The sequence below is a fragment of the Streptomyces sp. NPDC127106 genome, assembly GCF_042677605.1.
Taxonomy (GTDB): Bacteria; Actinomycetota; Actinomycetes; order Streptomycetales; family Streptomycetaceae; genus Streptomyces.
The window spans coordinates 1-22,014 of the sequence record NZ_JBHXTC010000082.1; the positions used below are offsets into that span (position 1 = coordinate 1).

The 22,014-nt window shown below is 72.5% G+C and carries 21 protein-coding genes, 1 other RNA gene and 1 pseudogene; 7 read left to right on the top strand and 16 right to left on the bottom strand.

Annotated elements, in window-relative coordinates:
• Positions 1 to 145: 145 nt before the first annotated feature.
• From ACFVGY_RS35360 to ACFVGY_RS35380, 5 genes are all read right to left on the bottom strand, one after another.
• Positions 146 to 427: an HU family DNA-binding protein gene (locus tag ACFVGY_RS35360; RefSeq protein WP_030875040.1), complete on the bottom strand. Its 282-nt coding sequence runs from the start codon at positions 425 to 427 to the stop codon at positions 146 to 148.
• Positions 428 to 734: 307 nt separating this feature from the next.
• Entirely contained in the window at positions 735 to 2,168 is a 1,434-nt protein-coding gene (locus ACFVGY_RS35365) for an NAD-dependent malic enzyme (RefSeq protein WP_385685901.1), read from the bottom strand.
• A 439-nt stretch (positions 2,169 to 2,607) separates the two neighbouring features.
• Positions 2,608 to 4,953 carry a HelD family protein gene (locus ACFVGY_RS35370; protein ID WP_385685904.1) on the bottom strand — a complete coding sequence of 782 codons (2,346 nt, stop codon included), beginning with the start codon at positions 4,951 to 4,953 and terminating at the stop codon, positions 2,608 to 2,610.
• A 92-nt stretch (positions 4,954 to 5,045) separates the two neighbouring features.
• A complete protein-coding gene (locus ACFVGY_RS35375) occupies positions 5,046 to 5,711 on the bottom strand; it encodes a CGNR zinc finger domain-containing protein (protein ID WP_385685957.1) in 666 nt (221 codons plus the stop codon).
• Between the two features lie 78 nt (positions 5,712 to 5,789).
• Positions 5,790 to 6,335 carry a GNAT family N-acetyltransferase gene (locus tag ACFVGY_RS35380; protein ID WP_385685907.1) on the bottom strand — a complete coding sequence of 182 codons (546 nt, stop codon included), beginning with the start codon at positions 6,333 to 6,335 and terminating at the stop codon, positions 5,790 to 5,792.
• Positions 6,336 to 6,416: 81 nt separating this feature from the next.
• Between ACFVGY_RS35380 and ACFVGY_RS35385 the strand changes: the two genes are divergently transcribed.
• Positions 6,417 to 6,692 carry a type II toxin-antitoxin system VapB family antitoxin gene (locus tag ACFVGY_RS35385; protein ID WP_385685910.1) on the top strand — a complete coding sequence of 92 codons (276 nt, stop codon included), beginning with the start codon at positions 6,417 to 6,419 and terminating at the stop codon, positions 6,690 to 6,692.
• Positions 6,693 to 6,797: 105 nt separating this feature from the next.
• Here the strand turns inward: ACFVGY_RS35385 and ACFVGY_RS35390 are convergent, their stop codons facing one another.
• The 3 genes from ACFVGY_RS35390 to ACFVGY_RS35400 form a co-directional block, all read right to left on the bottom strand.
• The gene (locus tag ACFVGY_RS35390; protein WP_385685913.1) at positions 6,798 to 8,024 is read right to left on the bottom strand and encodes a uroporphyrinogen-III synthase; all 1,227 of its coding nucleotides are present in this window, start codon (positions 8,022 to 8,024) and stop codon (positions 6,798 to 6,800) included.
• A 125-nt stretch (positions 8,025 to 8,149) separates the two neighbouring features.
• Positions 8,150 to 9,520: a nitrate/nitrite transporter gene (locus ACFVGY_RS35395; protein WP_385685916.1), complete on the bottom strand. Its 1,371-nt coding sequence runs from the start codon at positions 9,518 to 9,520 to the stop codon at positions 8,150 to 8,152.
• Positions 9,521 to 9,616: 96 nt separating this feature from the next.
• On the bottom strand, positions 9,617 to 10,597 hold the full coding sequence (locus tag ACFVGY_RS35400) for a LysR family transcriptional regulator (RefSeq protein WP_385685919.1): 981 nt from the start codon (positions 10,595 to 10,597) through the stop codon (positions 9,617 to 9,619).
• Positions 10,598 to 10,682: 85 nt separating this feature from the next.
• On the opposite strand from ACFVGY_RS35400, the gene ACFVGY_RS35405 reads away from it, so the two are divergent.
• Positions 10,683 to 11,954 (top strand): MFS transporter, encoded by a 1,272-nt coding sequence (locus tag ACFVGY_RS35405; protein WP_385685922.1) that lies wholly within the window; start codon positions 10,683 to 10,685, stop codon positions 11,952 to 11,954.
• Between the two features lie 244 nt (positions 11,955 to 12,198).
• On the opposite strand, the gene ACFVGY_RS35410 is transcribed toward ACFVGY_RS35405, so the two are convergent.
• Positions 12,199 to 12,546 (bottom strand): DUF6247 family protein, encoded by a 348-nt coding sequence (locus tag ACFVGY_RS35410; RefSeq protein WP_385685923.1) that lies wholly within the window; start codon positions 12,544 to 12,546, stop codon positions 12,199 to 12,201.
• A gap of 128 nt (positions 12,547 to 12,674) precedes the next feature.
• Positions 12,675 to 14,021, bottom strand: coding sequence for a hypothetical protein (locus tag ACFVGY_RS35415; protein WP_385685926.1), 1,347 nt, complete (start codon positions 14,019 to 14,021; stop codon positions 12,675 to 12,677).
• Between the two features lie 214 nt (positions 14,022 to 14,235).
• Here ACFVGY_RS35415 and ACFVGY_RS35420 point away from each other — a divergent pair, with 214 nt between their 5' ends.
• From ACFVGY_RS35420 to ACFVGY_RS35430, 3 genes and pseudogenes are all read left to right on the top strand, one after another.
• Complete coding sequence (locus tag ACFVGY_RS35420; protein ID WP_385685932.1) at positions 14,236 to 14,409, top strand: hypothetical protein; 174 nt, start codon at positions 14,236 to 14,238, stop codon at positions 14,407 to 14,409.
• 2 nt (positions 14,410 to 14,411) lie between these two features.
• Entirely contained in the window at positions 14,412 to 14,648 is a 237-nt protein-coding gene (locus ACFVGY_RS35425; RefSeq protein WP_385685935.1) for a hypothetical protein, read from the top strand.
• Positions 14,649 to 14,666: 18 nt separating this feature from the next.
• Positions 14,667 to 14,852: pseudogene (locus ACFVGY_RS35430) on the top strand (type II toxin-antitoxin system prevent-host-death family antitoxin); the annotation flags it as partial.
• 48 nt (positions 14,853 to 14,900) lie between these two features.
• Here the strand turns inward: ACFVGY_RS35430 and ssrA are convergent.
• The 5 genes from ssrA to ftsE all read right to left on the bottom strand — a co-directional run bounded on the left by ssrA (position 14,901) and on the right by ftsE (position 18,786).
• Positions 14,901 to 15,290, bottom strand: a transfer-messenger RNA (tmRNA) gene (gene ssrA / locus ACFVGY_RS35435).
• Between the two features lie 84 nt (positions 15,291 to 15,374).
• A complete protein-coding gene (smpB, locus tag ACFVGY_RS35440) occupies positions 15,375 to 15,860 on the bottom strand; it encodes an SsrA-binding protein SmpB (RefSeq protein WP_385685938.1) in 486 nt (161 codons plus the stop codon).
• Between the two features lie 18 nt (positions 15,861 to 15,878).
• Complete coding sequence (locus ACFVGY_RS35445; protein WP_385685940.1) at positions 15,879 to 17,081, bottom strand: S41 family peptidase; 1,203 nt, start codon at positions 17,079 to 17,081, stop codon at positions 15,879 to 15,881.
• Positions 17,082 to 17,148: 67 nt separating this feature from the next.
• Complete coding sequence (gene ftsX, locus ACFVGY_RS35450) at positions 17,149 to 18,078, bottom strand: permease-like cell division protein FtsX (protein ID WP_385685943.1); 930 nt, start codon at positions 18,076 to 18,078, stop codon at positions 17,149 to 17,151.
• Positions 18,079 to 18,096: 18 nt separating this feature from the next.
• A complete protein-coding gene (ftsE, locus tag ACFVGY_RS35455; RefSeq protein ID WP_385685946.1) occupies positions 18,097 to 18,786 on the bottom strand; it encodes a cell division ATP-binding protein FtsE in 690 nt (229 codons plus the stop codon).
• A gap of 225 nt (positions 18,787 to 19,011) precedes the next feature.
• On the opposite strand from ftsE, the gene ACFVGY_RS35460 reads away from it, so the two are divergent.
• Positions 19,012 to 19,206 (top strand): hypothetical protein, encoded by a 195-nt coding sequence (locus ACFVGY_RS35460; RefSeq protein ID WP_385685948.1) that lies wholly within the window; start codon positions 19,012 to 19,014, stop codon positions 19,204 to 19,206.
• A 291-nt stretch (positions 19,207 to 19,497) separates the two neighbouring features.
• Here ACFVGY_RS35460 and prfB read toward each other — a convergent pair whose 3' ends face one another.
• A complete protein-coding gene (gene prfB, locus ACFVGY_RS35465; protein WP_385685951.1) occupies positions 19,498 to 20,616 on the bottom strand; it encodes a peptide chain release factor 2 in 1,119 nt (372 codons plus the stop codon).
• Between the two features lie 313 nt (positions 20,617 to 20,929).
• On the opposite strand from prfB, the gene ACFVGY_RS35470 reads away from it, so the two are divergent.
• Positions 20,930 to 21,931: an isopenicillin N synthase family dioxygenase gene (locus tag ACFVGY_RS35470; protein WP_385685954.1), complete on the top strand. Its 1,002-nt coding sequence runs from the start codon at positions 20,930 to 20,932 to the stop codon at positions 21,929 to 21,931.
• Positions 21,932 to 22,014 lie beyond the last annotated feature (83 nt).

Genomic DNA, 22,014 nt, shown 5'->3' on the forward strand with positions numbered 1-22,014 from the left:
CGTGGGGCGCCCGCGGGGGCCCTGCCGGGCCGGCGACCACCCCGCGGGGGCCCCCCCCCCGGGGGGCCCCCCCTACTGCTTTTGTACGTACTACGTACTCCTGCCGTCCCGGGGGCCTGTGCGGCCCTCGGCACAAGGGCGGGACTTACTTGCCCTTGGCGGCTTCCTTGAGCTTGGAGCCCGCGGAGACCTTCACGCTGTAGCCGGCCGGGATCTGGATCGGGTCGCCGGTCTGCGGGTTGCGCGCGGTGCGAGCGGCACGGTGGGTGCGCTCGAAGGTCAGGAAGCCGGGGATGGTGACCTTCTCGTCGCCCTTGGCGACGACCTCGCCGATGGTCTCGGCGAGCGCGGCCAGAACGGCGTCGGCGTCCTTGCGGGTCACCTCGGCGCGCTCGGACAGAGCGGCCACCAGCTCACTGCGGTTCATGTTGTACTCCCGTGTTCAACTTGCCTTGGAGGCGTGAGATCGAAGCCGATGCTGCCAGGGCCCTCGGACAGTGCCCGGACCCGGGTCTGAAGCGTCAGACCCTCGCGCCCGGTTACGCATCCTGCCCCCACCAGCGGCGGGAAAGCCAATCCGGCACCCGCCAGGGTCACACGAAAAGCGCCACAGTCACGCCACGGTGACGCTCCGTCCGCACCAGTGGGAAGGGCATCCCGGTCCTCGTGGGCATTCCCCGCAACACTAGAGGCGGCCCGCCCGGCCCGCATCCCGCGACGCGCCGGGATCCGGCTCAGGCGGACGTGGGCGTCGTCACAGCGGCCGCCGCGGCGGTGGCGGCCTTGCGGACGGCGCCGGCGACCGCGCCCGCGACCTTGTCGTTGAAGACGGACGGGATGATGTAGTTCGCGTTCAGCTCGTCCGCGCCGACGACGTCCGCCAGCGCGGTCGCGGCGGCCAGCATCATGTCGGTGTTCACCGTGCGGGACTGGGCGTCCAGCAGACCGCGGAAGACGCCCGGGAAGACCAGCACGTTGTTGATCTGGTTCGGGAAGTCGGAGCGGCCGGTGGCCACGACGGCCGCGGTCTGACGCGCGATGGCCGGGTCGACCTCCGGGTCCGGGTTCGCGAGCGCGAACACGATCGCGCCCTCCGCCATGGCGGCGACGTCCTCTCCGGACAGCACGTTCGGGGCCGAGACGCCGATGAACACGTCGGCGCCGACGACGGCCTCCTTCAACGTGCCGGTGTAACCCTCGGGGTTGGTGTTGTCGGCGATCCAGCGCAGCGGCGAGTCCTCTGCGGCGTCGACCAGGTCGGGCCGGCCGGCGTGCACGACGCCGTGGATGTCGGCGCTCACGACGTTCTTCACGCCGGCCGCGAGGAGCAGCTTGAGGATGGCCGTGCCGGCCGCTCCGGCACCCGACATGACGACCTTGACGTCGCCAACTGCCTTGCCCACGACGCGAAGTGCGTTGGTGAGGGCGGCGAGCACGACGATCGCGGTGCCGTGCTGGTCGTCGTGGAAGACGGGGATGTCCAGGGCCTCGCGCAGCCGGGCCTCGATCTCGAAGCAGCGCGGCGCGGAGATGTCCTCCAGGTTGATGCCGGCGAAGCCGGGGGCGATCGCCTTGACGATCTCGACGATGGCGTCGGTGTCCTGGGTGTCCAGGCAGATGGGCCACGCGTCGATGCCGGCGAACCGCTTGAAGAGGGCGGCCTTGCCCTCCATGACCGGCAGGGCGGCCTTCGGGCCGATGTTGCCGAGGCCCAGTACGGCGGAGCCGTCCGTCACGACTGCGACGGAGTTGCGCTTGATGGTGAGGCGGCGCGCGTCCTCGGGGTTCTCGGCGATCGCCATGCACACGCGGGCCACGCCCGGGGTGTAGATCATCGAGAGGTCGTCACGGTTGCGGATGGGGTGCTTGGACGCCATCTCGATCTTGCCGCCGAGGTGCATCAGGAACGTGCGGTCGGAGACCTTGCCGAGGGTGACGCCCTCGATGCCGCGGAGCTTGTCGACGATCTCGTCCGCGTGCGCGGTGGAGGTCGCGGCGATGGTGACGTCGATACGGAGCTTCTCGTGGCCGGAAGCTGTCACGTCGAGGCCGGTGACCGAGCCACCGGAGGACTCCACGGCGGTGGTGAGCTGGGAGACCGCGGTTCCGCTCGCGGGCACTTCCAGGCGGACCGTCATCGAGTACGAGACGCTGGGCGCCGTTGCCATGGCCGTGTTTCCTCTTCTGTCCCTGTTTTTCGTGTACGTACAGGGCCCCGCAGCACACGGTGCGGCAGGACCTGTTGTCCGATCGTCCCACCTACCGGTCAGTAGCAGGTAACCAGCTACGAATTTCGGAAAGACTCTTCCACCATACGAGATTCGACGAAGCGGAGGAAGCGTACGCGGGCACGAAAAAGGTCCGCGCCCCTCGGAATCGAGGGGCGCGGACCTGCGCAAACCTACGACACCGACCCGCCATGCTCGCCTCGCGGCAAGTGGTCGCTCTAGGCGACGAAGGTTGGGCCCGGGGGCTTGGATCGAGCCGGTGTCGTACCCAGGCTAACAAAGGATCCGGGCGGCCGGTCCCCCGCGCGGGACGCCGCCCCGTCCCACCACGCTTCCGGCCGCGGGCCATCCGTGCCGGCGGCCCGCGCCGGAGCCGCCGTCACGGCCGCAGCAGCAACGGCAGGCCGTCCGCGTCCGGTTCGTCCCGCTCGGTGGAGATCACCGTCAGCTGCTGCGTCGCACGCGTCAGCGCCACGTACAGCACGCGCAGGCCCGCCGGGAACTCGCCCGCCTCGACCTCCTCACGGGTGGTGCCGCCGGCGATCTCCGCGGGGGAGACGACCACCGTGGCGTCGTACTCCAGGCCCTTGGCCTCCAGGCTGCCCAGCGCGACCGCCCGCTCGCCGAGCTCCGCCAGCCAGCCGGCCGCCTCCTCGCGCCGGTCCATGGCGACGACCACGCCGACGGTGCCGTCGACCTGCTGCAGCAGCCTGCGCGTCTCCTCCCGCACCACGGTCCCCAGATCGCCGTCGGCGGCCGTGAACCGCGGCTCCAGGCCGGTGGAGCGGACCGCGGTCGGCGGCTCCATGCCCGGCATCGCCAGCTTCAGCACCCGGGCGGCGATCTCGGCGACCTCCGCCGGGTTGCGGTAGTTCACCGTCAGGGTGAATCGCCGGCGCGGCCGGGTGCCGAGGGCCTCGTCACGGGCGGCGGCCGCCTCCTCCAGGTCGATCCACGAGGACTGCGCCGGGTCGCCGACCACCGTCCAGGTCCCGTGCCGGCCGCGGCGGCCGACCATCCGCCACTGCATGGGCGTCAGGTCCTGCGCCTCGTCGACGATCACGTGCGCGTACTCGGTGCGCTCCGCCGCGATCCGCTCCGCGCGCTCCCACTGACTCTCCTCGCGGACCGGCATCAGCTCCTGCAGCCCGGTCAGCTGGTCCAGCGGGTCCGCCTCCCGCTTCCGCTTCGGCCGCGCCGGGGCGCCCAGCAGCTGCTGGAGCTCGTCCAGCAGCGCGACGTCGTGCACCGACAGCGGACCCTTGCCGTCGGGCCCGACGCGGCGCAGGGAGCGGGCCAGCCGGCGGACCTCGCGCGGGTTCAGCACCCGGCGCGACCAGCGGCCGAGGCGCCGCTCGTCGCCGAGCGCGCCGAGCACGCCGCGCGGGGTCAGCTCGGGCCACCAGGCGTTCAGGAACTCGATGAACGGGTCCTCGGTGGAAACGTCCTCGTCGAAGGCCGAACGGAGCTCCGCGGCGAGCTCCGGATCGCTGTGCCGGCCGGCGGCGCCCGTCTTCGCGTACAGGGCGTCGAGGAGCAGCTTGCGGGCGCGCGGGCGCAGCAGGTTGATCGGGGCGGTGCCGCCGAGCACGTTCTGCCGGATCCGGTTCAGCTCGTCGGCCTCCAGCTCCACGCGGCGGGAGAAGGCCACCACGCGCAGCCGCTCCGGCGCGTCGCCGAGTTCGAGCGCGCCGCGGACGGCCTTGCGCAGGACCTTCAGCATCCGGGAGGAGCCCTTGATCCGGGCGACGGCCGCCTCGTCGTACGCGGTGGCCTCGGCGCCGTCGACCAGCGAGCCCAGCGCCCGGATGGCGACCTGGCCCTCCTCGCCGAGCGAGGGCAGCACGCCCTCGGTGTACGCGACGAGCAGCGGGGTCGGGGAGACGATCAGGATGCCGCCGGAGTAGCGCCGCCGGTCCTGGTAGAGCAGGTAGGCGGCGCGGTGCAGGGCGACGGCGGTCTTGCCGGTGCCGGGACCGCCCGCGACCTCGGCGACGGACGCGGCGGGGGCGCGGATCACCAGGTCCTGCTCGGCCTGGATGGACGAGACGATGTCGCGCATGGAGTGCGTACGGGCCCGGCCGAGGGCGGCCATGAGGGCGCCGTCGCCGATCGCGGGCAGTTCGCGGCCGTCGAGGAAGGCGGTGACCTCGGGGCGCATCAGGTCGTCCTCGACGCCGAGGACCTTGCGGCCCTTGGAGCGGATGACGCGGCGCCGCACGACCCGGCCGGGGTCCTTGGGCGTCGACCGGTAGAACGGGGCGGCGGCCGGCGCGCGCCAGTCGATGACCAGCGGCGAGTAGTCGGCGTCGAGGACGCCGATGCGGCCGATGTGCAGGGTCTCGGCGATGTCGGCGACCGAGCCGGCCCCGCTCTCGCGGATCGCGTCGTCGGCGGGCTCGACGGAGGTGTACGCGCCGTCCGGGCCGCGCTCGCCGTCCTTGCCGAGCACCAGGTCGATGCGGCCGAAGAGGAAGTCCTCGAACTCGTTGTTCAGCCGGTTGAGGTGGATGCCCGCCCGGAAGACCTGCGCGTCGCGCTCGGCCAGCGCGCCGGGCGTGCCGACCTGGCCGCGCTGGGCCGCGTCGTTCATCAGGAACTCGGCCTCGTCGATCTTCTCCTCGAGGCGGCGGTACACCTGGTCCAGATGAGTCTGCTCGATCGCGATCTCCCGATCGCGGACGGAATCCGCCGTGCTGTCGACAGCGGCATCCTGCGCGGCCACCAATGGCCCCCTTCTGACGTGCATGGGCGACCGTCAACCGTACGCGAAGCCGCGGCCGGTCCGCACGCCCGTTCCGGCGACGGCCGCGCGGATCACCTGGCCGGGCGGGCGGCGAGGACGCGGCGCCGGTGCCGGGCGACGCGCTCGCGGTTGCCGCAGATCTCACTGGAGCACCAGCGGCGCCGGTGGCCGCGGGACGTGTCCAGGTAGACGCGGGTGCAGCCGTCCGCCGCGCAGGAGCGCAGCAGGGCCCGGTCGCCGGGGTCGGTGAGGAGCTCCACGGCGTCCCGGGCGACGGCGGCGAGCAGCGCACCGCACTCCACCCCGCCGCACAGCTCGCGGACGAGGTGCCCCTCCGGGTCCTGCACGGCACACAGGCCGGGGGGTGGTCCGGCGGCCAGCGCATTGACCCGGGCGAGCGCCCCCTCGTCGGGCCCGGCGCCGGCGAGTGCGGCGCGGACGAGGCTGCCGACGTCGGCGCGCAGGGTGCGGAAGGCCGCGACCCAGTCGGGGCCCACCCGGGTGAGGGGGGTCCGGTCGGGGACGAGTCCGGCGCCGGCGAGCCACAGGCGCAGCCCGTCGCCGTCGCGGAGCTCCTCGGTGCGCTCGGCGGCCGCGCCGTGGCCGGCGCCGCCGTCGGATCCGCCGGAGCCGTCGGATCCCGCACCGTCGGATCCCGCGGCGGAAGATCCTGCGGCGGTGGGCGCCGCGGAGGTGGCCAGCAGGTCCAGGCACACCCTCCCGGAGTCGAACCACATGCCCGTCACCGCCTCTTGTCCAGGGACGCGCTCTCAGAGTGCCGCGCCCCGGGTGGATGCGGAACCCCCCGTCCGGGCCTATGGCGGCGGGTCGTCGTGCAGCAGCCGCTGGAAGAGGACGTGGTCGCGCCAGGCACCGTTGATGTGCAGGTAGCCGGGGGCGAGGCCGATCCGGGCGAAGCCTGCCTTGGCCAGGACCCGCTGGGAGGCGGTGTTGTCGACGAGGGCCGACGCCTCCACCCGGTGCAGCCGGAGCTCGTCCCTGGCGATCCGGCAGACTTCCTCCAGGGCCGCGGTGGCCACGCCCCGGCCGGTCCAGGCCCGGTCGACCCAGTAGCCGACGCCGCCGCTGCGGAAGGGGCCGAGGGAGACGGAGCCGAGGTTGATCATCCCGATGGGCGCGTCCGTGGCCGCCTCGACGACCACGTACGGGAAGAGGCGCCCGCCATCGTGTTCGGCGAGCAGGCCCGCGATCCGGGCCCGCTGGCCCTCCTCGGTGTAGAACACCTCGGACCGCCACGGCTCGAAGGGCGCCATGTACGCCCGGTTGCGCGCCAGTACGTCGGCCAGCCCGGCGGCGTCGCCGGGCTCGACGTACCGCATCCCCACGCCGTCGGTGATCATCCGGGCACGGTAGTCGAACCCACCCGCCGCATCCAACGTATCCGATGCTTGGGCGAAGCCCATGTGCTGCTGGAGGCCCTTGTGTCAGCCACCCGGATCGATCTCGACGACGAAGCCCTGGCCGAGGCGATGCGGCTCTCGGGGGCCCGGACCAAGAAGGAGACCGTCAACCTCGCCCTGCGCGAGTACGTCGAGCGCCGGCGCCGCACGGAGGCCCGGCTGCGCCACTTCCAGGCCGCGCAGGACTGGGACGAGGAGGGGTTCGTCCTCCACGACGACAAGGACTTCACCGCCGCGGCGGCACTGCTGACGGACGTGCAGGAGCACAACGTCCACCGCACCGCCCGCGGCGACTGAGCGGCCGGGTGGGGCCGGCTCCGGTTCGGCAGCGTCCCGAAGGGGCGCGGGGAACTGCGCCACCGGCCGCACCGGGCCGCGGACGGACGCCGGCCCGTCGCAGCACTACCCGCGGAGCGCTGGGGCGTCGGCGTACTTGGCGTCGACCCCCGCGTCCAGCGCCAGCCGGTAGCCCCGCTTGACCACCGTCTGGATGAGGTTCGGCACCCCCAGCGCCCCGCGCAGCCGGGCCATGGCCGTCTCCACGGCGTGCTCGTCCCGGCCCGCCCCGGGCAGCGCCCGCAGCAGCTCCGCGCGGGAGACCACCCAGCCGGGCCGCCGGGCCAGCGCCCGCAGCAGGGCCATCCCGGCCGGCGGCACGGGCCGCAGCTCGTCGCCCACCAGCGCGCCTTGACCGCGGATCTCCAGCCGGTGCCCGGCGACCGGCAGCACCTTGGCCCGGCCGGGCAGCTCCCGGCACAGCAGTTGCACCAGCGGGCCCAGCCGGAACCGCTCCGGCTGCACGGTGTCCACGCCGCGCGCCTGCAGCGGGACCGCCGTCACCGGGCCCACGCACGCCGCGAGCACGTTGGCGCGCAGCCCGGCCAGCACCGGTTCCGCGAGGCCCCGCTCCTCGGCCCGGGACAGCAGCGAGGCGGCCGCCGGGGCGGAGGTGAAGCTCACCGCGTCGACCCCGCCGCACACGACGGCGTCCAGCAGCCGGTCCAGTGGCCCGAGGTCCTCGGGGGCCATCCACCGGTACACGGGGACGCCGACGACGTCGGCCCCGCCGGCCCGCAGGGCCTCGACGAACCCGGGCAGCGGTTCGCCGTGCAGCTGGATCGCGATGCGCCGCCCGGCGACCCCGCCGACCAGCAGCCGGTCGAGGACCTCGGCAAGGGACTCCGACTCCGGGGACCAGGTCTCGACGAGCCCGGCGGCCCGGATGGCGCCCTTCACCTTCGGCCCGCGGGCGAGGAGTTCGGCGGCGCGCAGCCGTCCGAGGAGTTCCTCGCCGATGCCCCAGCCGTCGGCGGCCTCGATCCAGCCGCGGAACCCGATGGCGGTGGTGGCGACGACCGCGTCGGGCGGGCAGGCGAGCAGTTCCCTGGTGGCGGCGAGGAGTTCGCTGTCGTCGGCCAGCGGCACGATCCGCAGTGCGGGGGCGTGCAGGACGGTGGCCCCGCGCCGGCGCAGCAGGGCGATCAGCTCGTCCGCCCGCCGGGCTGCGGTGACCCCCACGGTGAATCCGGCCAGCGGGGCGACGGCCGCTGCCGCCGCCGCGGTGCCGGCGGTGGGAGCGGTGGCGACGGCCGTGGCGGTGGCGGTGCGCGTCGGGGTGTCGTCGTCCATGGTGACCTGCCTTGCCCAGTGGGTCGTTATCACGTTCGCGACCACGTGTCGCGCGACGGGAACCGAGCTTGTCAAGTTTGCGTGTCAGGCCCGGTTCTACCGTATTTCGTGGCCGTAAACCGCTGTTACACCGACGTGAGCTGCGGCTTCGTCTCGGCCCCGGCCGCCGCTCGGGCCGGGGCGGCGGGCCGGCGAAGGTATACCGCCCAGGTGACCGTGCAGCAGACGGCGTAGCAGCCGAGGAAGGTGACGAAGGCGCCGGTCCCGGATCCCGAGGCCCGGAACGCCTCCCGGAAGGCCAGGTTGATGCCGAGTCCGCCGAGCGCGCCCACCGCCCCGATGAGGCCCATGGAGGCGCCGGAGAGCCGCCGCCCGTAGGCCGCCGCGGCCTCGCCGCCCATGCCGCGGGCGAGGGCCTGGGCCTGGAAGATGCCGGGGATCATCTTGTACGTGGATCCGTTGCCGATGCCGCTGAGCACGAACAGCCCGACGAATCCGACGAGGAAGAGGGGCAGCGACTCGCGCAGCGAGGCGTACACGACGATCCCGGTCGCGGCGGCCATCGCCGCGAAGGCGCCGAGGGTGATGCGCGCCCCGCCGAACCGGTCCGCGAGAGCACCGCCCACGGGACGGATCAGTGATCCGAGCAGCGGTCCGACGAAGGTGAGCGAGGCGGCTTGCAGCGGGGTCCGGCCGAACTGCGTCTGGAGCACCAGCCCGAAGGCGAAGCTGTAGCCGATGAAGGAGCCGAAGCTGCCGACGTACAGCAGCGCCATGATCCAGGTGTGCCGTTCGCGGACCACCTCGCGCAGGGCGCCCCCGTCGTTGCGCAGGGGCGCCAGGTTGTCCATCCGCAGCAGCGCCATCACGGCCGCGGCCACGATCAGCGGCAGGTAGACGGCCAGGAGCAGCCTCGGCTGCCCGGCTCCGGCGGTCGCGATGACGAGCAGCGCGGCGAGCTGCACCACGGGGACGCCGATGTTGCCGCCGCCCGCGTTCAGGCCGAGCGCCCAGCCCTTCTTGCGCAGCGGGAAGAAGGCGTTGATGTTCGTCATCGAGGAGGCGAAGTTCCCGCCGCCGACGCCGGTCAGGGCCGCCACGGCCAGGAAGGTCCCGTACGAGGTGCCGGGCTCCATGACGAACAGCGCGGCCACGGTCGGCGCGAGCAGCAGCAGCGCGCTGACGACGGTCCAGTTCCGGCCGCCGAACCGGGCGACGGCGAAGGTGTAGGGGATGCGGACGAGGGCGCCCACGGTGGTCGCCGTCGCGATGAGGAAGAACTTGCCGGCCGGGTCGATCCCGTACTCGGGGCCCATGAAGAGCACCATCACCGACCACAGGGACCAGATGGAGAAGCCGATGTGCTCGCTGACCACGGACCACAGCAGGTTGCGGCGGGCGACCCGCTCCCCGGACTCCTTCCAGAAGGCCTCGTCCTCCGGGTCCCACCGCTCGATCCAGCGGCCTCCCCTGCGCGGTGCGGTCGTACCGGTCATCACACGCCTCCACGTTCCTCGGTCCGTCGGAGAGACCGTAGGTGGGGCGCGTTTCGGCCCCGGTCCCCGCCGGATGACCGGCGGGAAACCTTGCACTCACCCGCCGTTGGACAGCCCTGTGAGCGCGGCGGCCGGCAGCCAGCTCCCGGTGGGCACGTCCAGCCAGCCGCGGCCGTCGGCGAGGTGCGCCACCGCCCGCCGCAGCGCGTCGAGGCCGGGATGCCGGAAACCCTTGCGCCACACCATCGACAGCGGCGACAGCGGCACGGGGTCGGTCAACGGGCGCTTCACGCAGCCGGGCATGTCGACGAAGTCCACCGTGGCCAGGACCGGGTTGCGGGTCTTCACCATCACCCGGCGGAACTCGTCCTTCCCCACCGCCACGGGCGCGGGCGGCGCCAGCGCGATCCCGCGCCCCTCGAACAGCTCGCGCGCCAGCCGCGTCCACTCCAGGGTCCGCGGGTTCCCGGCCCCGGCGTACACCCGCTCCCCGGCGAGCGCGCCGACGGGCAGCGGTCCGCCGTGCTGCTGCTCTCCGGCCAGCGGGTGGCCGTCGGGCAGCAGCACGGCGAGCGGCTCGTAGCGTACGGGCGCGTGGTCGAGGCGGGCCCGCAGCGCCGGCTCCAGCCCGTCGACGTACCCGAACGCCACGTCCAGCCGCCCGGCGGCGACCTCGGCCGCGGCGTGCGTCAGCCCGCTCTCGAAGCGGGCCATCAGCTCGCAGTCCGGGGCGAGTTCGCGGGCCCGCTCCAGCACGGTGCGGGCGGTGCTCGGCCCGTCGGTGTTCAGGTCGACCAGCAGCGGGCGGGGGCCGGCGAAGACGCCGGCCAGCTCCTCGTACGCGGCCAGCACCCGCCGGGCCGGCGCCAGCAGCCGCTCCCCGTCGGCGGTGAGCTCGACGGTCCGGGTGGTGCGGACGAACAGGGCTGCGCCCAGGGCCTCTTCCAGCCGGCGCACGTCCCGGCTGAGGGCCTGCTGGGCGATGTACAGCCGGGCGGCGGCGCGGGTGAAGTGCAGTTCCTCGGCCACCACGAGGAAGGAGCGCAGCAGCCGGGGTTCCACGTCACGGGCATTCACCCCGCGAGACTAACAATCGGATCCGGTGAATCGGCAAGGAACAGGTGTTGGACGCCCCGGCCCCCCGGCCCGGATCTTGGATGGCATGCCGCACACCGCCCCGCCCCCGCCCCGCATGACCGTGACCGGCGCCACGCTGGTGATCGCCCCGCCCTCGCACCCGCGCCACCAGCCGCCCCCGCCCCGTCGCGAGCCGGGCCCCTACCGGCGCCTGTTCGCCCTCCCCGGCACCCGCGCCTTCACCGCCGGGAACCTGCTGGCCCGGCTCCCCATGGGCATGTTCGGCATCAGCGCGGTCATGATGATCGCCGGCCAGCGCGGCTCGTACGCCCTCGCCGGCGCCGTCACGGCCACCGGCCTCGCGGCCACCGCCCTGGTCGCGCCCTGGACCGCCCGCCTGGTCGACCGGTACGGGCAGGCCCGGATCGCCGTCCCGGCCACGCTGATCGCGGTCCTCGGCTCGCTCTCGCTGATCCTGTGCCTCCGCTCCGGCGCCCCGGCCTGGACCCTCTTCGCCAGCTACGCGGCCACGGCGACCACGCCCAACATCGGCGGCATGTCCCGGGCCCGCTGGACCCACCTGCTGCGCGAGTCCCCCTCCGCGCACCACACGGCCATGTCCTTCGAGCAGGCCGCCGACGAGCTGTGCTTCATGCTCGGCCCGGTGGTCGCCGCCGCCCTGTGCTCGGCCGTCTTCCCCGAGGCGGGCACCCTCACCGGTGCCGTCCTCCTCCTCACCGGCATGCTGATCTTCACCGCGCAGCGCTCGACGGAACCCCCGCCGTCCCGGGCCGCCCGCGACACCGCCCCGCTGCGCGGCGTCCGCCCGCTCCTCGCCCTCTTCCTCCCCCTGGGAGTGATGTTCGGCGCCATGGAGGTCGCCTCCATCGCCTACCTCGACGCCCACGGCCTCGGCGCCGCCTCCGGCCCGGTCCTGGCCCTCCAGGCGGCCGGCTCCTGCGCGGCGGGCCTCCTCTACGGCACGCTCCGCCCGCGCACCCTCCCCACCTGCCTTGCCGCACTCACCGCCGCGATGGCCCTGCCGTGGGTCGCCGCCGCGACGGACTCGGTGCTCCTGCTGGGCTGCGCCCTCCTCCTGGCGGGCATGGCCACCGCCCCGACCATGGTCACGGCGATGTCCCGCGTCCACGCCGCGACCCCGCCGGCCCGCCTCAACGAGGGCATGACCCTGGCCGTCACCGCGATCCTCGCGGGCATAGCCGCCGGCGCGGCCACCGCAGGCTGGCTGGTCGACCACGCCGGCGCGGCCCCGACCTACGCCCTCCCGGCCGCGGCGGCCCTCACGGCCCTGGCCCTCGGTACCTGGTGGAGCCGCCCTGTCACTCGTACCAGGTGATCCCGCACACGTAGATGCACTCGTGCCGCGGGACTGCAAGGAAGCTGATGAAGCCGCGCCCGCCGAAGATGTCGAACTGGCGGAGACCACCCACCTTTCCGGTGGGACGTCCGACGGTTTCTGCATCGCGCCCGAGCGCCGAGAGCTCGGTCGCGATCCGCTCGACCTTCCGCAATCACTCCGGGCGGCAGCCCGCCGGTCAGATGCGCGTGGTCGTTCGTGTTGTAGTCCCAGGTCCAATCGCTCACAGGCCGGTCTCAGCCTCCGCCTTGTCCAGAATCTGCTGGATCTCCACCAGCAGGGGTGCCGGATCCTCCGCACCCTCCTGGATCAGCCGCTCCAAGTGGTGCAGGCGGGCGGCTCTCTGCGGATGGCGCTCGATCTCGACGAACACGGCCCAGGAGTGGATGAAGGCCCGCAACGGGGCGAGTGACTGCGTCTGCTGGGCGCTGGTCGTGGCCTCGAAGAGGTGCTGCGTCAGATCTGGCACACGGCTGGGAGCAATCTTCGCGACAGCCTCTCGGAGGGCAGCGGGCGTGAGCTCCGGTATGGGGATCAGCACCCCGGCTTCGGCGGGGATCGGCGTGCTCACGTGTCCTCCTCGGTAGGGACTCGGTCGCGAGTGGTATCCCACGTTACCGCTGTGGCGGGTACCCGCGTGGGCTGTCCGGAGCCACGAAGCGCGCCGTGATCGGCCTTGGCCGATGGCGGCGGCGCGCATCATGCGGCCTTTCGCTTGCCGACGTCGGTGGCCCGGGTCAGGAGGTCCGCGACACCGCGTACACCGCGATAGCCGGCCATCCCCTTCTGCAGCGCCTTCATGTGCTCGTCCCCCCGGGTGGACGACAGGGTGGTGTGGAGGTCCAGGAACTCCGTCCACGTCTGCGTGGCGGCTTCGATGTGCCGCATCTGCATCTGCCGGTCGGCGATCACTCCGAGGGCGTGCAGCCGGCCCTGCCGCTCTTGGGGGGAGCGGGCGTGGTTGGAGCGGCGCAGGGCGTGGACCGAGCCTTCACGGTCCCCGAGCCACCACATGACGTGGGCCTCGTGGAAATGGAAGGCCGCCTGGTCGTAGCCACCGACCGCGTCACGGCGGTCGTCCGCCCGGGACAGCGCGGTCTCGGTCTCCCGGAGCCGGGCCAGCGCCGTCCGCCGGTCGCCGGTCATGGACGCTGCCGCCGCCTGCTGCCCGCGCAGGAACGCCACCAGGCGCGGCCCGCTGGCCGGCGCCGCCTCCGCCGCCGCGTCCGCCAGTTCCAGCGCCTTCGGCCCGTATCCGAGGTGGGATGCCTGGAGGCTCATGCCACGCAGGGTCCGGCAGTAGGTGACGTGGTCCTGGGCGGATCCGGCGAGGCTCAGCGCCTGGTGGTAGTAGCGCTGCCCCAAACCCTGCTGTTCCTCGAACATCGCCATCCAGCCCGTGAGGTAGACCAGGTCCGAGGCGGCGGCCAGCATGCCCTTCCGCACCTGCTCCGGCCCGTCCGCCCGCAGGTAGGGGGTGACCGTGTTGGTGAGGAACGCGGCCGCCATCGGCCTGGCATGGCCGGCCCCGATCTCGTCGAGGATGTCGGCGATCTTGTCGGTCATCAGGCGGACGGTCTCCACATCGGACGCGCCGATCCGCACCGTCCGCCCGGCCGTGACGGCTTCGGCCCGGTCGGCGAGGTCCTCGAACCTGGGCACGCCGAGCGCCGCCACGTACATCCCGGCCCCCAGGACGCTCCGCCGGGACGGGTCCATGTCGGCCCGGCTCAGGTCGGCCACCTCGCCCACTGCGTCCGCGCTGCGTTCGGCCCCGCCCGGACCCGGAGGCGCCCAGGCCAGCTCGGACAACGTGACGGGCCGCCCGAGGAGCCTGGAGAGCGCCTCTGCCACCGCCGGCCTCGCCTCCGACTTCGGCACACTGCCCGCGAGCCAGTGGGAGACCGCCGTCTTGTCGTAGTGCGTGGTGACGCCCAGCTCTGCGCCCACCGCGTTGACGCGCCGTGCCAGCTGGGCGTTCCCCACACCGGCCTCTGCCATGAGGCGGGCGAGGACTTCGTTCGGTGTGCGTGTCCGTGCTGCCATCGGTGAACCCCCGGGCCGTTCAACGCGTTCAACCTTGCCGACAGTGTGCCCCCTACTCCCCCTGCCCGTACCCGCGTTGGATGGATGCCAGCCGCACGGATCCACCCGACGCACCTCCTGCTCCGGCCCGTTCGGCACATCCGACCGCGGCCCGGGCGCCCGTCACTCCCGACGGACGCGAGCGGCGACACCGACGAGAGGCAGGTACACAGCCATGACCAGCAGGACCGACCAGCCAGACCCCCGCCTGCGGGTCCCCGGCGACACCCTCTCCGCCGACACCCTCGCCCGGGCCGAGATGGGCCTGAACCGGTTCGTCCGACAGTGGCAGGCCCGCGAGCAAGCGGTCCGGCCTGACCGCACCAGCGACGCGAAGGAAAGGCGGTGACCATGACGTCGCCTTCCCGCCGCGCCCCGTACTCCGTCGGCGACCTCGTCACCGGTGTGACCCATGTGCCGCCCGAGCGACGCAGCCGGGAGCTGCCGATGCAGGTCAGCGGCCGGATCATGCAGGTCGGCTCCGGCTGGGCCGGCGTGGACGCCGACAAGGCGTACGTATGGATCCGGCTGGCCTCGGGCCGCGAGGCACTCGCACTCGTCAAGGACATCCGAAAGCTGCCGGAATGAGACACGGAGGTATCGGACGTGACCACACGGGCCGACGATGACGACCCCTGGCAGGAGACCCGCTACCTGCTGCGCTCCCCCGCGAACGCCCGACGGCTCATGGAAGCCGTCGCCCGTGATCGGGAGGACTCGGTGATCGTCGCCGTGCGGGCGCGGGGGGTGCACGACCCCGCACCCGCCGGGGACGAGTGCGGCCGCGCATGACGAAGGCCCCGCAGCCGGATGGCTGCGGGGCCTTCGCCCACATGGGATGAGTGGAGATGGCGGGAATCGAACCCGCGTCCAACGGTGCAGAAGGAGGGCTTCTCCGAGCGCAGTCCGCTGCGCTTTTCTCAGCCCCGGAGATCACACGGACAAGTCTCCGACGGGCTCAGTCACTGTTTGATTTCCCTCCAACCCCCGTGACCGGGGCTAGAGGTTTAGATCCCTAGTCGACGCCAGGATCCGGACCGGGACCACTTCCGGGCTGACGCTCCTCACAGAGGCTTCAGCTCACTGCTATTAGGCAGCGAGGGCGAAGCGGGAGTTATCGCTCTTGGAGTTGGCGATTATTTTTTTGCGACATGTGGTTAGCGAGATCATTGCCGCTTCCTCGGCTCGCTTCCCCTACATCGACATCCGCTGTCGAAACCGATCATCCCCATGTTGATTTTTCAAAGTGCGCCACCCCCTACGAGGTGGTGCTGACCCCATGGTACGCGAAGTGGACCACCGGGTGCCAGAAGATTAACGCTCGCCGCGCTGGCGCCTGCGGGCCGCCGCGATCGCGCGGTTCGTCTCCCTCGTGTCCTGCTTCTCGCGGAGCGTCTGCCGCTTGTCGTACTCCTTCTTGCCCTTGGCCAGCGCGATCTCGACCTTGGCCCGGCCGTCCTTGAAGTAGAGGGCCAGGGGCACGACCGTGTGGCCGGTCTCCTGCGCCTTCGACTCCAGCTTGTCGATCTCCTCGCGGTGCATGAGGAGCTTCCGCTTGCGCCGGGCGGTGTGGTTGGTCCAGGTGCCCTGGCTGTACTCCGGCACGTGCACGTTGTACATCCAGGCCTCGCGGCCCTCCACCGACACGAAGCCGTCGACGAGCGAGGCCCGGCCCTGGCGCAGCGACTTCACCTCGGTGCCGGTGAGCACGATGCCGCACTCGTAGGTGTCGAGGATCGTGTAGTCGTGCCGCGCCTTCTTGTTCTGGGCGATCAGCTTGCGCCCTTTTTCCTTAGCCATAGTGCCGTCATTTTCGCACTACGACCCCGCCCCGAGGCCACCCAATACCGCGCGCGCCCGCTCCTCGACGGCCGTGCCCGCCGCCAGGTCCGGGGTGATGCCCTTGCCGTCGAGGCTCCGCCCGGCCGGGGTGCGGTACGTGCCCACGGTCAGCTCGGCGACCGAGCCGTCCGGGAGCTGCGTCGGCATCTGCACCGCGCCCTTGCCGAAGGTCCGGGTGCCGACGGCGACGGCCCGGCCGCGGTCCTGGAGGGCGCCCGTGAGGAGTTCCGCGGCGCTCATGGTGCCGCCGTCGACCAGGGCGACCAGGGGTCGGGCGGTGTCCCCGCCGGGGAGGGCGTACAGGGCGCGCTCGTCGCCGCGGACGTCGTACGTGGCGACGAGCCCCCCGTCGAGGAAGGCGGAGGCGGCGGTGACGGCCTCGGTGACGAGCCCGCCGGGGTTGCCGCGCAGGTCGAGCATGACGCCGGCGCCGGGCGGGGCGGCCCGGACGGCGGCCTTGACGCGCTCGCCGGAGCCGCGGCTGAAGGAGGCGACCTTGATGACGGTGATCCCGCCGGGCAGTTCGGTCACGGTCACGGGCTCGGTGCGCAGCTGTTCGCGGCGGAGGGTCTCGGTGCGGTCCGGGGTGCCGTCACGGCCGAACCGCAGGACCACGGAGGTGCCCACGTCGCCGCGCAGGAGGGCGACGACCTCGGGGACGCGCAGGCCGGTGACGGTGCGGCCGTCGACGTCGAGCAGCCGGTCCCCGGCGCGCAGGCCGGCGCGGGCGGCGGGGCTGCCGGGCTGGACCTTGTCGATCTCGATGCGGCCGTCGGCGTGGCGCTCGGGCCACAGTCCGACGCCGGTCCAGCGGCCGTCGAGGTCGTCGGCGAGGGCGGCGTACTCGCCCTGGTCGTAGACGACGCCCCAGCGGTCGCCGCTGCGGCTGACCACCTCCTGGGCGGCCTTCTTGCCGGACTTGCCCTCGGCGACGGCCTCGGCGGCGGCGCGGGCGACGGCCTCCCGGTCGGCGGTGCCGGCGGGCGGGCCGGACGGTCCGGGGGCGGGGGCGGCGGTGTCGGCGGCCGTTAACCCGGCGTCGGCACGGCTCGCGGCGCCGGCGCGGTCCCAGCAGCCCAGGCCCGCGGCGGTGGTGACGGCCGCGACGAAGGCCAGCGTCAACGCGGCCCCGCGACGGAGGTCGCGGGGCCGAAGACAGAAGGCGGGCAGACCCTGCATGGCGCCGAGTCTAGGACAAGGTCCGTACGGGCACGCCGGGTTGGACGGAGCTCACACGGGGCGCTTGTCACACCTTCAGGTACTTGCGCAAAGCCAGGAACGCCGCCAGGGAGGGCATCAGCACGCCGATGGCGAGCACCAGCGGCAGCTTCGTCAGGACGGAGTCCCAGCCGATGAAGTTGATCAGCTCCATCTTGGTGCGCAGCGAGGCCCCGTGGTCGATGACGAAGTACTGGCCGGCGCCGAGCATGAGGCAGGCGAACACGGCGCCGATGAGGCCCGCGAACGCGGCCTCCATGATGAACGGCACCTGGATGTAGAAGCTGGAGGCGCCGACCAGCCGCATGATGCCGGTCTCCCGCCGCCGGCTGAAGGCCGAGACGCGCACCGTGTTGACGATCAGCAACAGGGCCACGACCAGCATGATCAACATGATGCCGAGGGCGGCCCAGTTGAGGTAGTTGAGCATCTGGAAGAGGTTGTCCAGCTCGCGGTGCTGGTCCTCCACCGACTGCACGCCGTCACGGCCCGCGAACGCGGTGGTGATGACCTGGTACTTCTCCGGCTCGTTGAGCTTCACGCGGAAGGACTCGGGCATCTGGTCCGGGGTGACCACCGAGGCGAGCGCGGTGTGCCCGAAGCGCTCCTTGTAGTGCTTGTAGGCCTCGTCGGCGGACTCGTAGTGGACCGTCTGGACGAGGTCCATCTTCTTCAGGTCGGTCTCGATCTGCTGCTTCTGCTCGGGCGTGACCGCGCCCTTGGCGCAGGCCTTGCCCCCGGCCTCGCTGTTCTCCGCGTCGCTCTTGTTGCACAGGTAGATCGAGACGTTGACCTTGTCGTACCAGTAGCCCTTCATCTGGCTGACCTGGTCGCGCATGAGCAGGGAGCCGCCGAACAGGGCCAGCGACAGGGCCACGGAGATGATGACCGCGAAGGTCATGGTGAGATTGCGGCGAAGACCGACGCCGATCTCCGACATGACGAACTGGGCGCGCATGACGTCTGGGTGGACCTTTCAGTGCTGGTAGCCGTAGACGCCGCGCGACTGGTCGCGTACGAGACGGCCCTGTTCGAGTTCGATGACGCGCTTGCGCATCTGGTCCACGATCTGCTGGTCGTGCGTGGCCATGATGACGGTGGTGCCGGTGCGGTTGATCCGGTCGAGCAGCTTCATGATCCCGACGGAGGTCTGCGGGTCGAGGTTGCCGGTGGGCTCGTCCGCGATCAGCAGGGAGGGGCGGTTGACGAAGGCGCGGGCGATCGCCACGCGCTGCTGCTCGCCGCCGGACAGCTCGCCGGGCATGCGCTCCTCCTTGCCGCCGAGGCCCACCAGCTCCAGGACCTGCGGAACGGCCTTGCGGATCTCGCCGCGCGGCTTGCCGATGACCTCCTGCGCGAAGGCGACGTTCTCCGCCACCGTCTTGTTGGGCAGCAGGCGGAAGTCCTGGAAGACGGTCCCCAGCTGGCGCCGCATCTGCGGGACCTTCCAGTTGGAGAGCTTGCCGAGGTCCTTGCCCAGGACGTGCACCTGGCCGTGGCTGGCCCGCTCCTCGCGCAGGATGAGCCGCAGGAAGGTGGACTTGCCGGAGCCGGAGGAGCCGACCAGGAAGACGAACTCGCCCTTCGCGATCTCCAGGGAGACATCTCTGAGTGCGGGGCGGTTCTGCTTCGGGTAGGACTTGGAGACGTTGTCGAATCGGATCACGGGTGCACCACGGTCGCCGGGAGTAGGTGTGCGAGACCATACGCGAACGGGCGCGGGGTGGGGACCCGCCGCCCGTAGTTGCCCGATATATCCCCTGGTCGGGGAATGCGGCGTTCGCGATTGCCCGGACGGGCCGCGCCGAATGTCGCCGGAGCTGGCACAGTGGTAGGGGGAACGGCATCGTTCCCCCATGCGTTGTTCAAGGGGACGAGAGGAGGAGAGCGCATGACATTTGACCGGCTCGTGTGCGCGAACTGCGCCGCGCCCGTCAGTCAGGGCCGCTGCCCGGTGTGCCGGGCGAACCGGGAGCGCCTCCAGCAGGAGGGCCCCTTCGCAGGCCTGAACCCCATGGCGCTCATCGCGCTCCTGGTGGTCCTGGTCGCGGCAGCCCTGGCCCTGGTGGCCCAGCAGACGGCCTAGAACGGGCACGGGCTCAGGACGCGGGGCTCCTCGCGGCACGTCCCGGAACCGAACCGAAGGACAGATAGTCGAACGGCGGGGGGGGGGGGGGGGGGCGCCCCCCGGGGCGGGGCCCCCCCCCCCGGGGCGCCGGGGGGGGGGGGGGGGGGGGCCGCGCGGCCCCCCCCCCGCCCCCCCCCCCGCCCCCCCCCCGCCGGGGGGGGGCCCCCCCCCCCCCCCGCCCGCCCCCCCCCCCCCCGCCCGCGTCGTGTCACGGCTGCCGCCGTGGTGTCCCGGCCGGGCCGGAGGGGCTCAGGCGTCCTGGCCCTGCTCCTGCTGCTTGCGCCAGCGGATGCCGGCCTCCAGGAACCCGTCGATCTCGCCGTCCAGCACGGACTGCGGGTTGCCGACCTCGAACTCCGTCCGCAGGTCCTTGACCATCTGGTACGGGTGCAGGACGTAGGAGCGCATCTGGTTGCCCCAGGAGCTGCCGCCGTCGCCCTTGAGGGCGTCCATCTTGGCGCGCTCCTCCTGGCGCTGGCGCTCCAGGAGCTTGGCCTGGAGGACGTTCATCGCGCTGGCCTTGTTCTGGATCTGCGAGCGCTCGTTCTGGCAGGACACCACGATGCCGGTCGGGATGTGCGTGATGCGCACCGCCGAGTCGGTGGTGTTGACGCCCTGGCCGCCGGGGCCGGAGGCGCGGTAGACGTCCACGCGCAGGTCGGACTCGTCGATCTCGACGTGGTCGGACTGCTCGACGACCGGCAGCACCTCGACGCCCGCGAAGGAGGTCTGGCGGCGGCCCTGGTTGTCGAAGGGCGAGATCCGCACCAGGCGGTGCGTGCCCTGCTCGACGGAGAGGGTGCCGTAGGCGTACGGGGACTTGACGACGAAGGTGGTCGACTTGATGCCGGCCTCTTCCGCGTACGAGGTCTCGTAGACCTCGGTGGAGTAGCCGTGGCGCTCGGCCCAGCGCAGGTACATGCGCTGCAGGCGCTCGGCGAAGTCGGAGGCGTCCACGCCGCCGGCCTCGGCCCGGATGTTGACCAGCGCCTCACGCTCGTCGTACTCGCCGGACAGGAGGGTGCGGACCTCCATCTCCTCCAGCGCCTTGCGGACGGCGGCCAGCTCGACCTCCGCCTCGGCGCGGGTGTCCGCGTCGTCCATCTCCTCGGCCAGCTCGAAGAGGACGGCGAGGTCGTCGATGCGGCCCCGCAGCGTCTCGGTCTTGCGGACCTCGGCCTGGAGGTGGGAAAGCCGGCTCGTGATCTTCTGGGCAGCCTCCGGGTCGTCCCACAGGGACGGGGCCGCTGCCTGCTCCTCGAGCACGGCGATGTCTGCCCTCAGCTTGTCGAGGTCCAGGACGGCCTCGATCGACCCCATGGTCGAGGAGAGGGACTTCAGCTCTTCGGAAACATCGACGACTGCCACGGGTCCAGCGTAGCCGGTCCGCGGGCGGCCCTGTCCGGGCAGTCCGGTTCACCCGTTCTGATGACGAGCGATACGGGCGTACGCTCACGGTATGACTCTCCTCCTCGTCAAGCGCCGCCATGTGGACCACATGCGTGTCACGACGACGAGCTGTCAGCCGCCGGACCGTTCTCAAGCCTGATCAACCCCGATCCGACTTGGTCCTGTACGCGGCTCACGCGGCCCCGGCTCCACCCCTGCCGGAGGCCCTCCCCCTCCGCTGCCCCGACACCTTTGGGGAACAGGACCCCGTGACATCCGAAACGGAGCCGTCATGCCGTCCGCGCACTCCCTCCCCGTCATCGATCTCTCCCAGGCCGACGACCCGGCCCAGCGGGCCGACTTCCTGAAGGCGCTGCACGCCGCAGCCCGGGACACCGGTTTCCTGCACCTCACCGGGCACGGCATCACCGAAGCAGAGAGCGCTCGAATACTCGACGTGACCAGGGCTTTCTTCGCCCTCCCGGAGGCCGACAGGCTCGCCGTCAGCAACCTGAACTCGCCGCACTTCCGCGGCTACACCCGGATCGGCCACGAGCTGACCGGCGGAACCTCCGACTGGCGGGACCAGCTGGACGTCGGCGCGGAGCGTCCGGCGCCGGTCCTGGGGCCGGGCGACCCGTCGTACCTGTGGCTGGAGGGCCCGAACCAGTGGCCGGCCGCACTGCCGGAGCTGCGCACCGTCGTCCTGGACTGGCAGGCCCGGCTGGCCGCGGTCGCCCACCGGCTGCTGCAGGAACTGCTGACCTCGATCGGCGCGCCGCACGGCTTCTTCGACGAGGCCTTCGCCGACCGGCCGCACCTGCACACGAAGCTGATCCGCTACCCCGGGTCCGCGCCGTCCGGCGCCGACCAGGGCGTCGGCGCCCACAAGGACTACGGGTTCCTGACCCTGCTGCTCCAGGACTCCGTGGGCGGCCTGCAGGTCGTCAAGGACGGCGGGTACGTGGACGTGCCGCCGATGCCGGGCGCGTTCGTGGTCAACCTGGGCGAGCTGCTGGAGATCGCCACGGAGGGTTATCTGACCGCCACCGACCACCGGGTGGTCAGCCCGCCGGGGGCGGTGGAGCGGTACTCGGTGCCGTTCTTCTACAACCCCCGGCTGGACGCGGTCGTCGACACGGTGCCGGGCGAGTACCTCAAGCACGCCCCGGGCGTGCTGCACGACGCGTCGAACCCGCTGCACGCGGAGTACGGGCGCAACGAGCTGAAGGGGTGGGTGCGGGCCCACCCCGCCGTGGCGCGGCGCTGGCACCCGGAGCTCGTCGCGGCGTGACCCGCCCCGCCGCCCGCGGCCCCGGACCGCCGCCCTCGCCGCCGCCCGGGCCCGGCTCGGCTCGGGGCCGCGCTGCGGCCGCG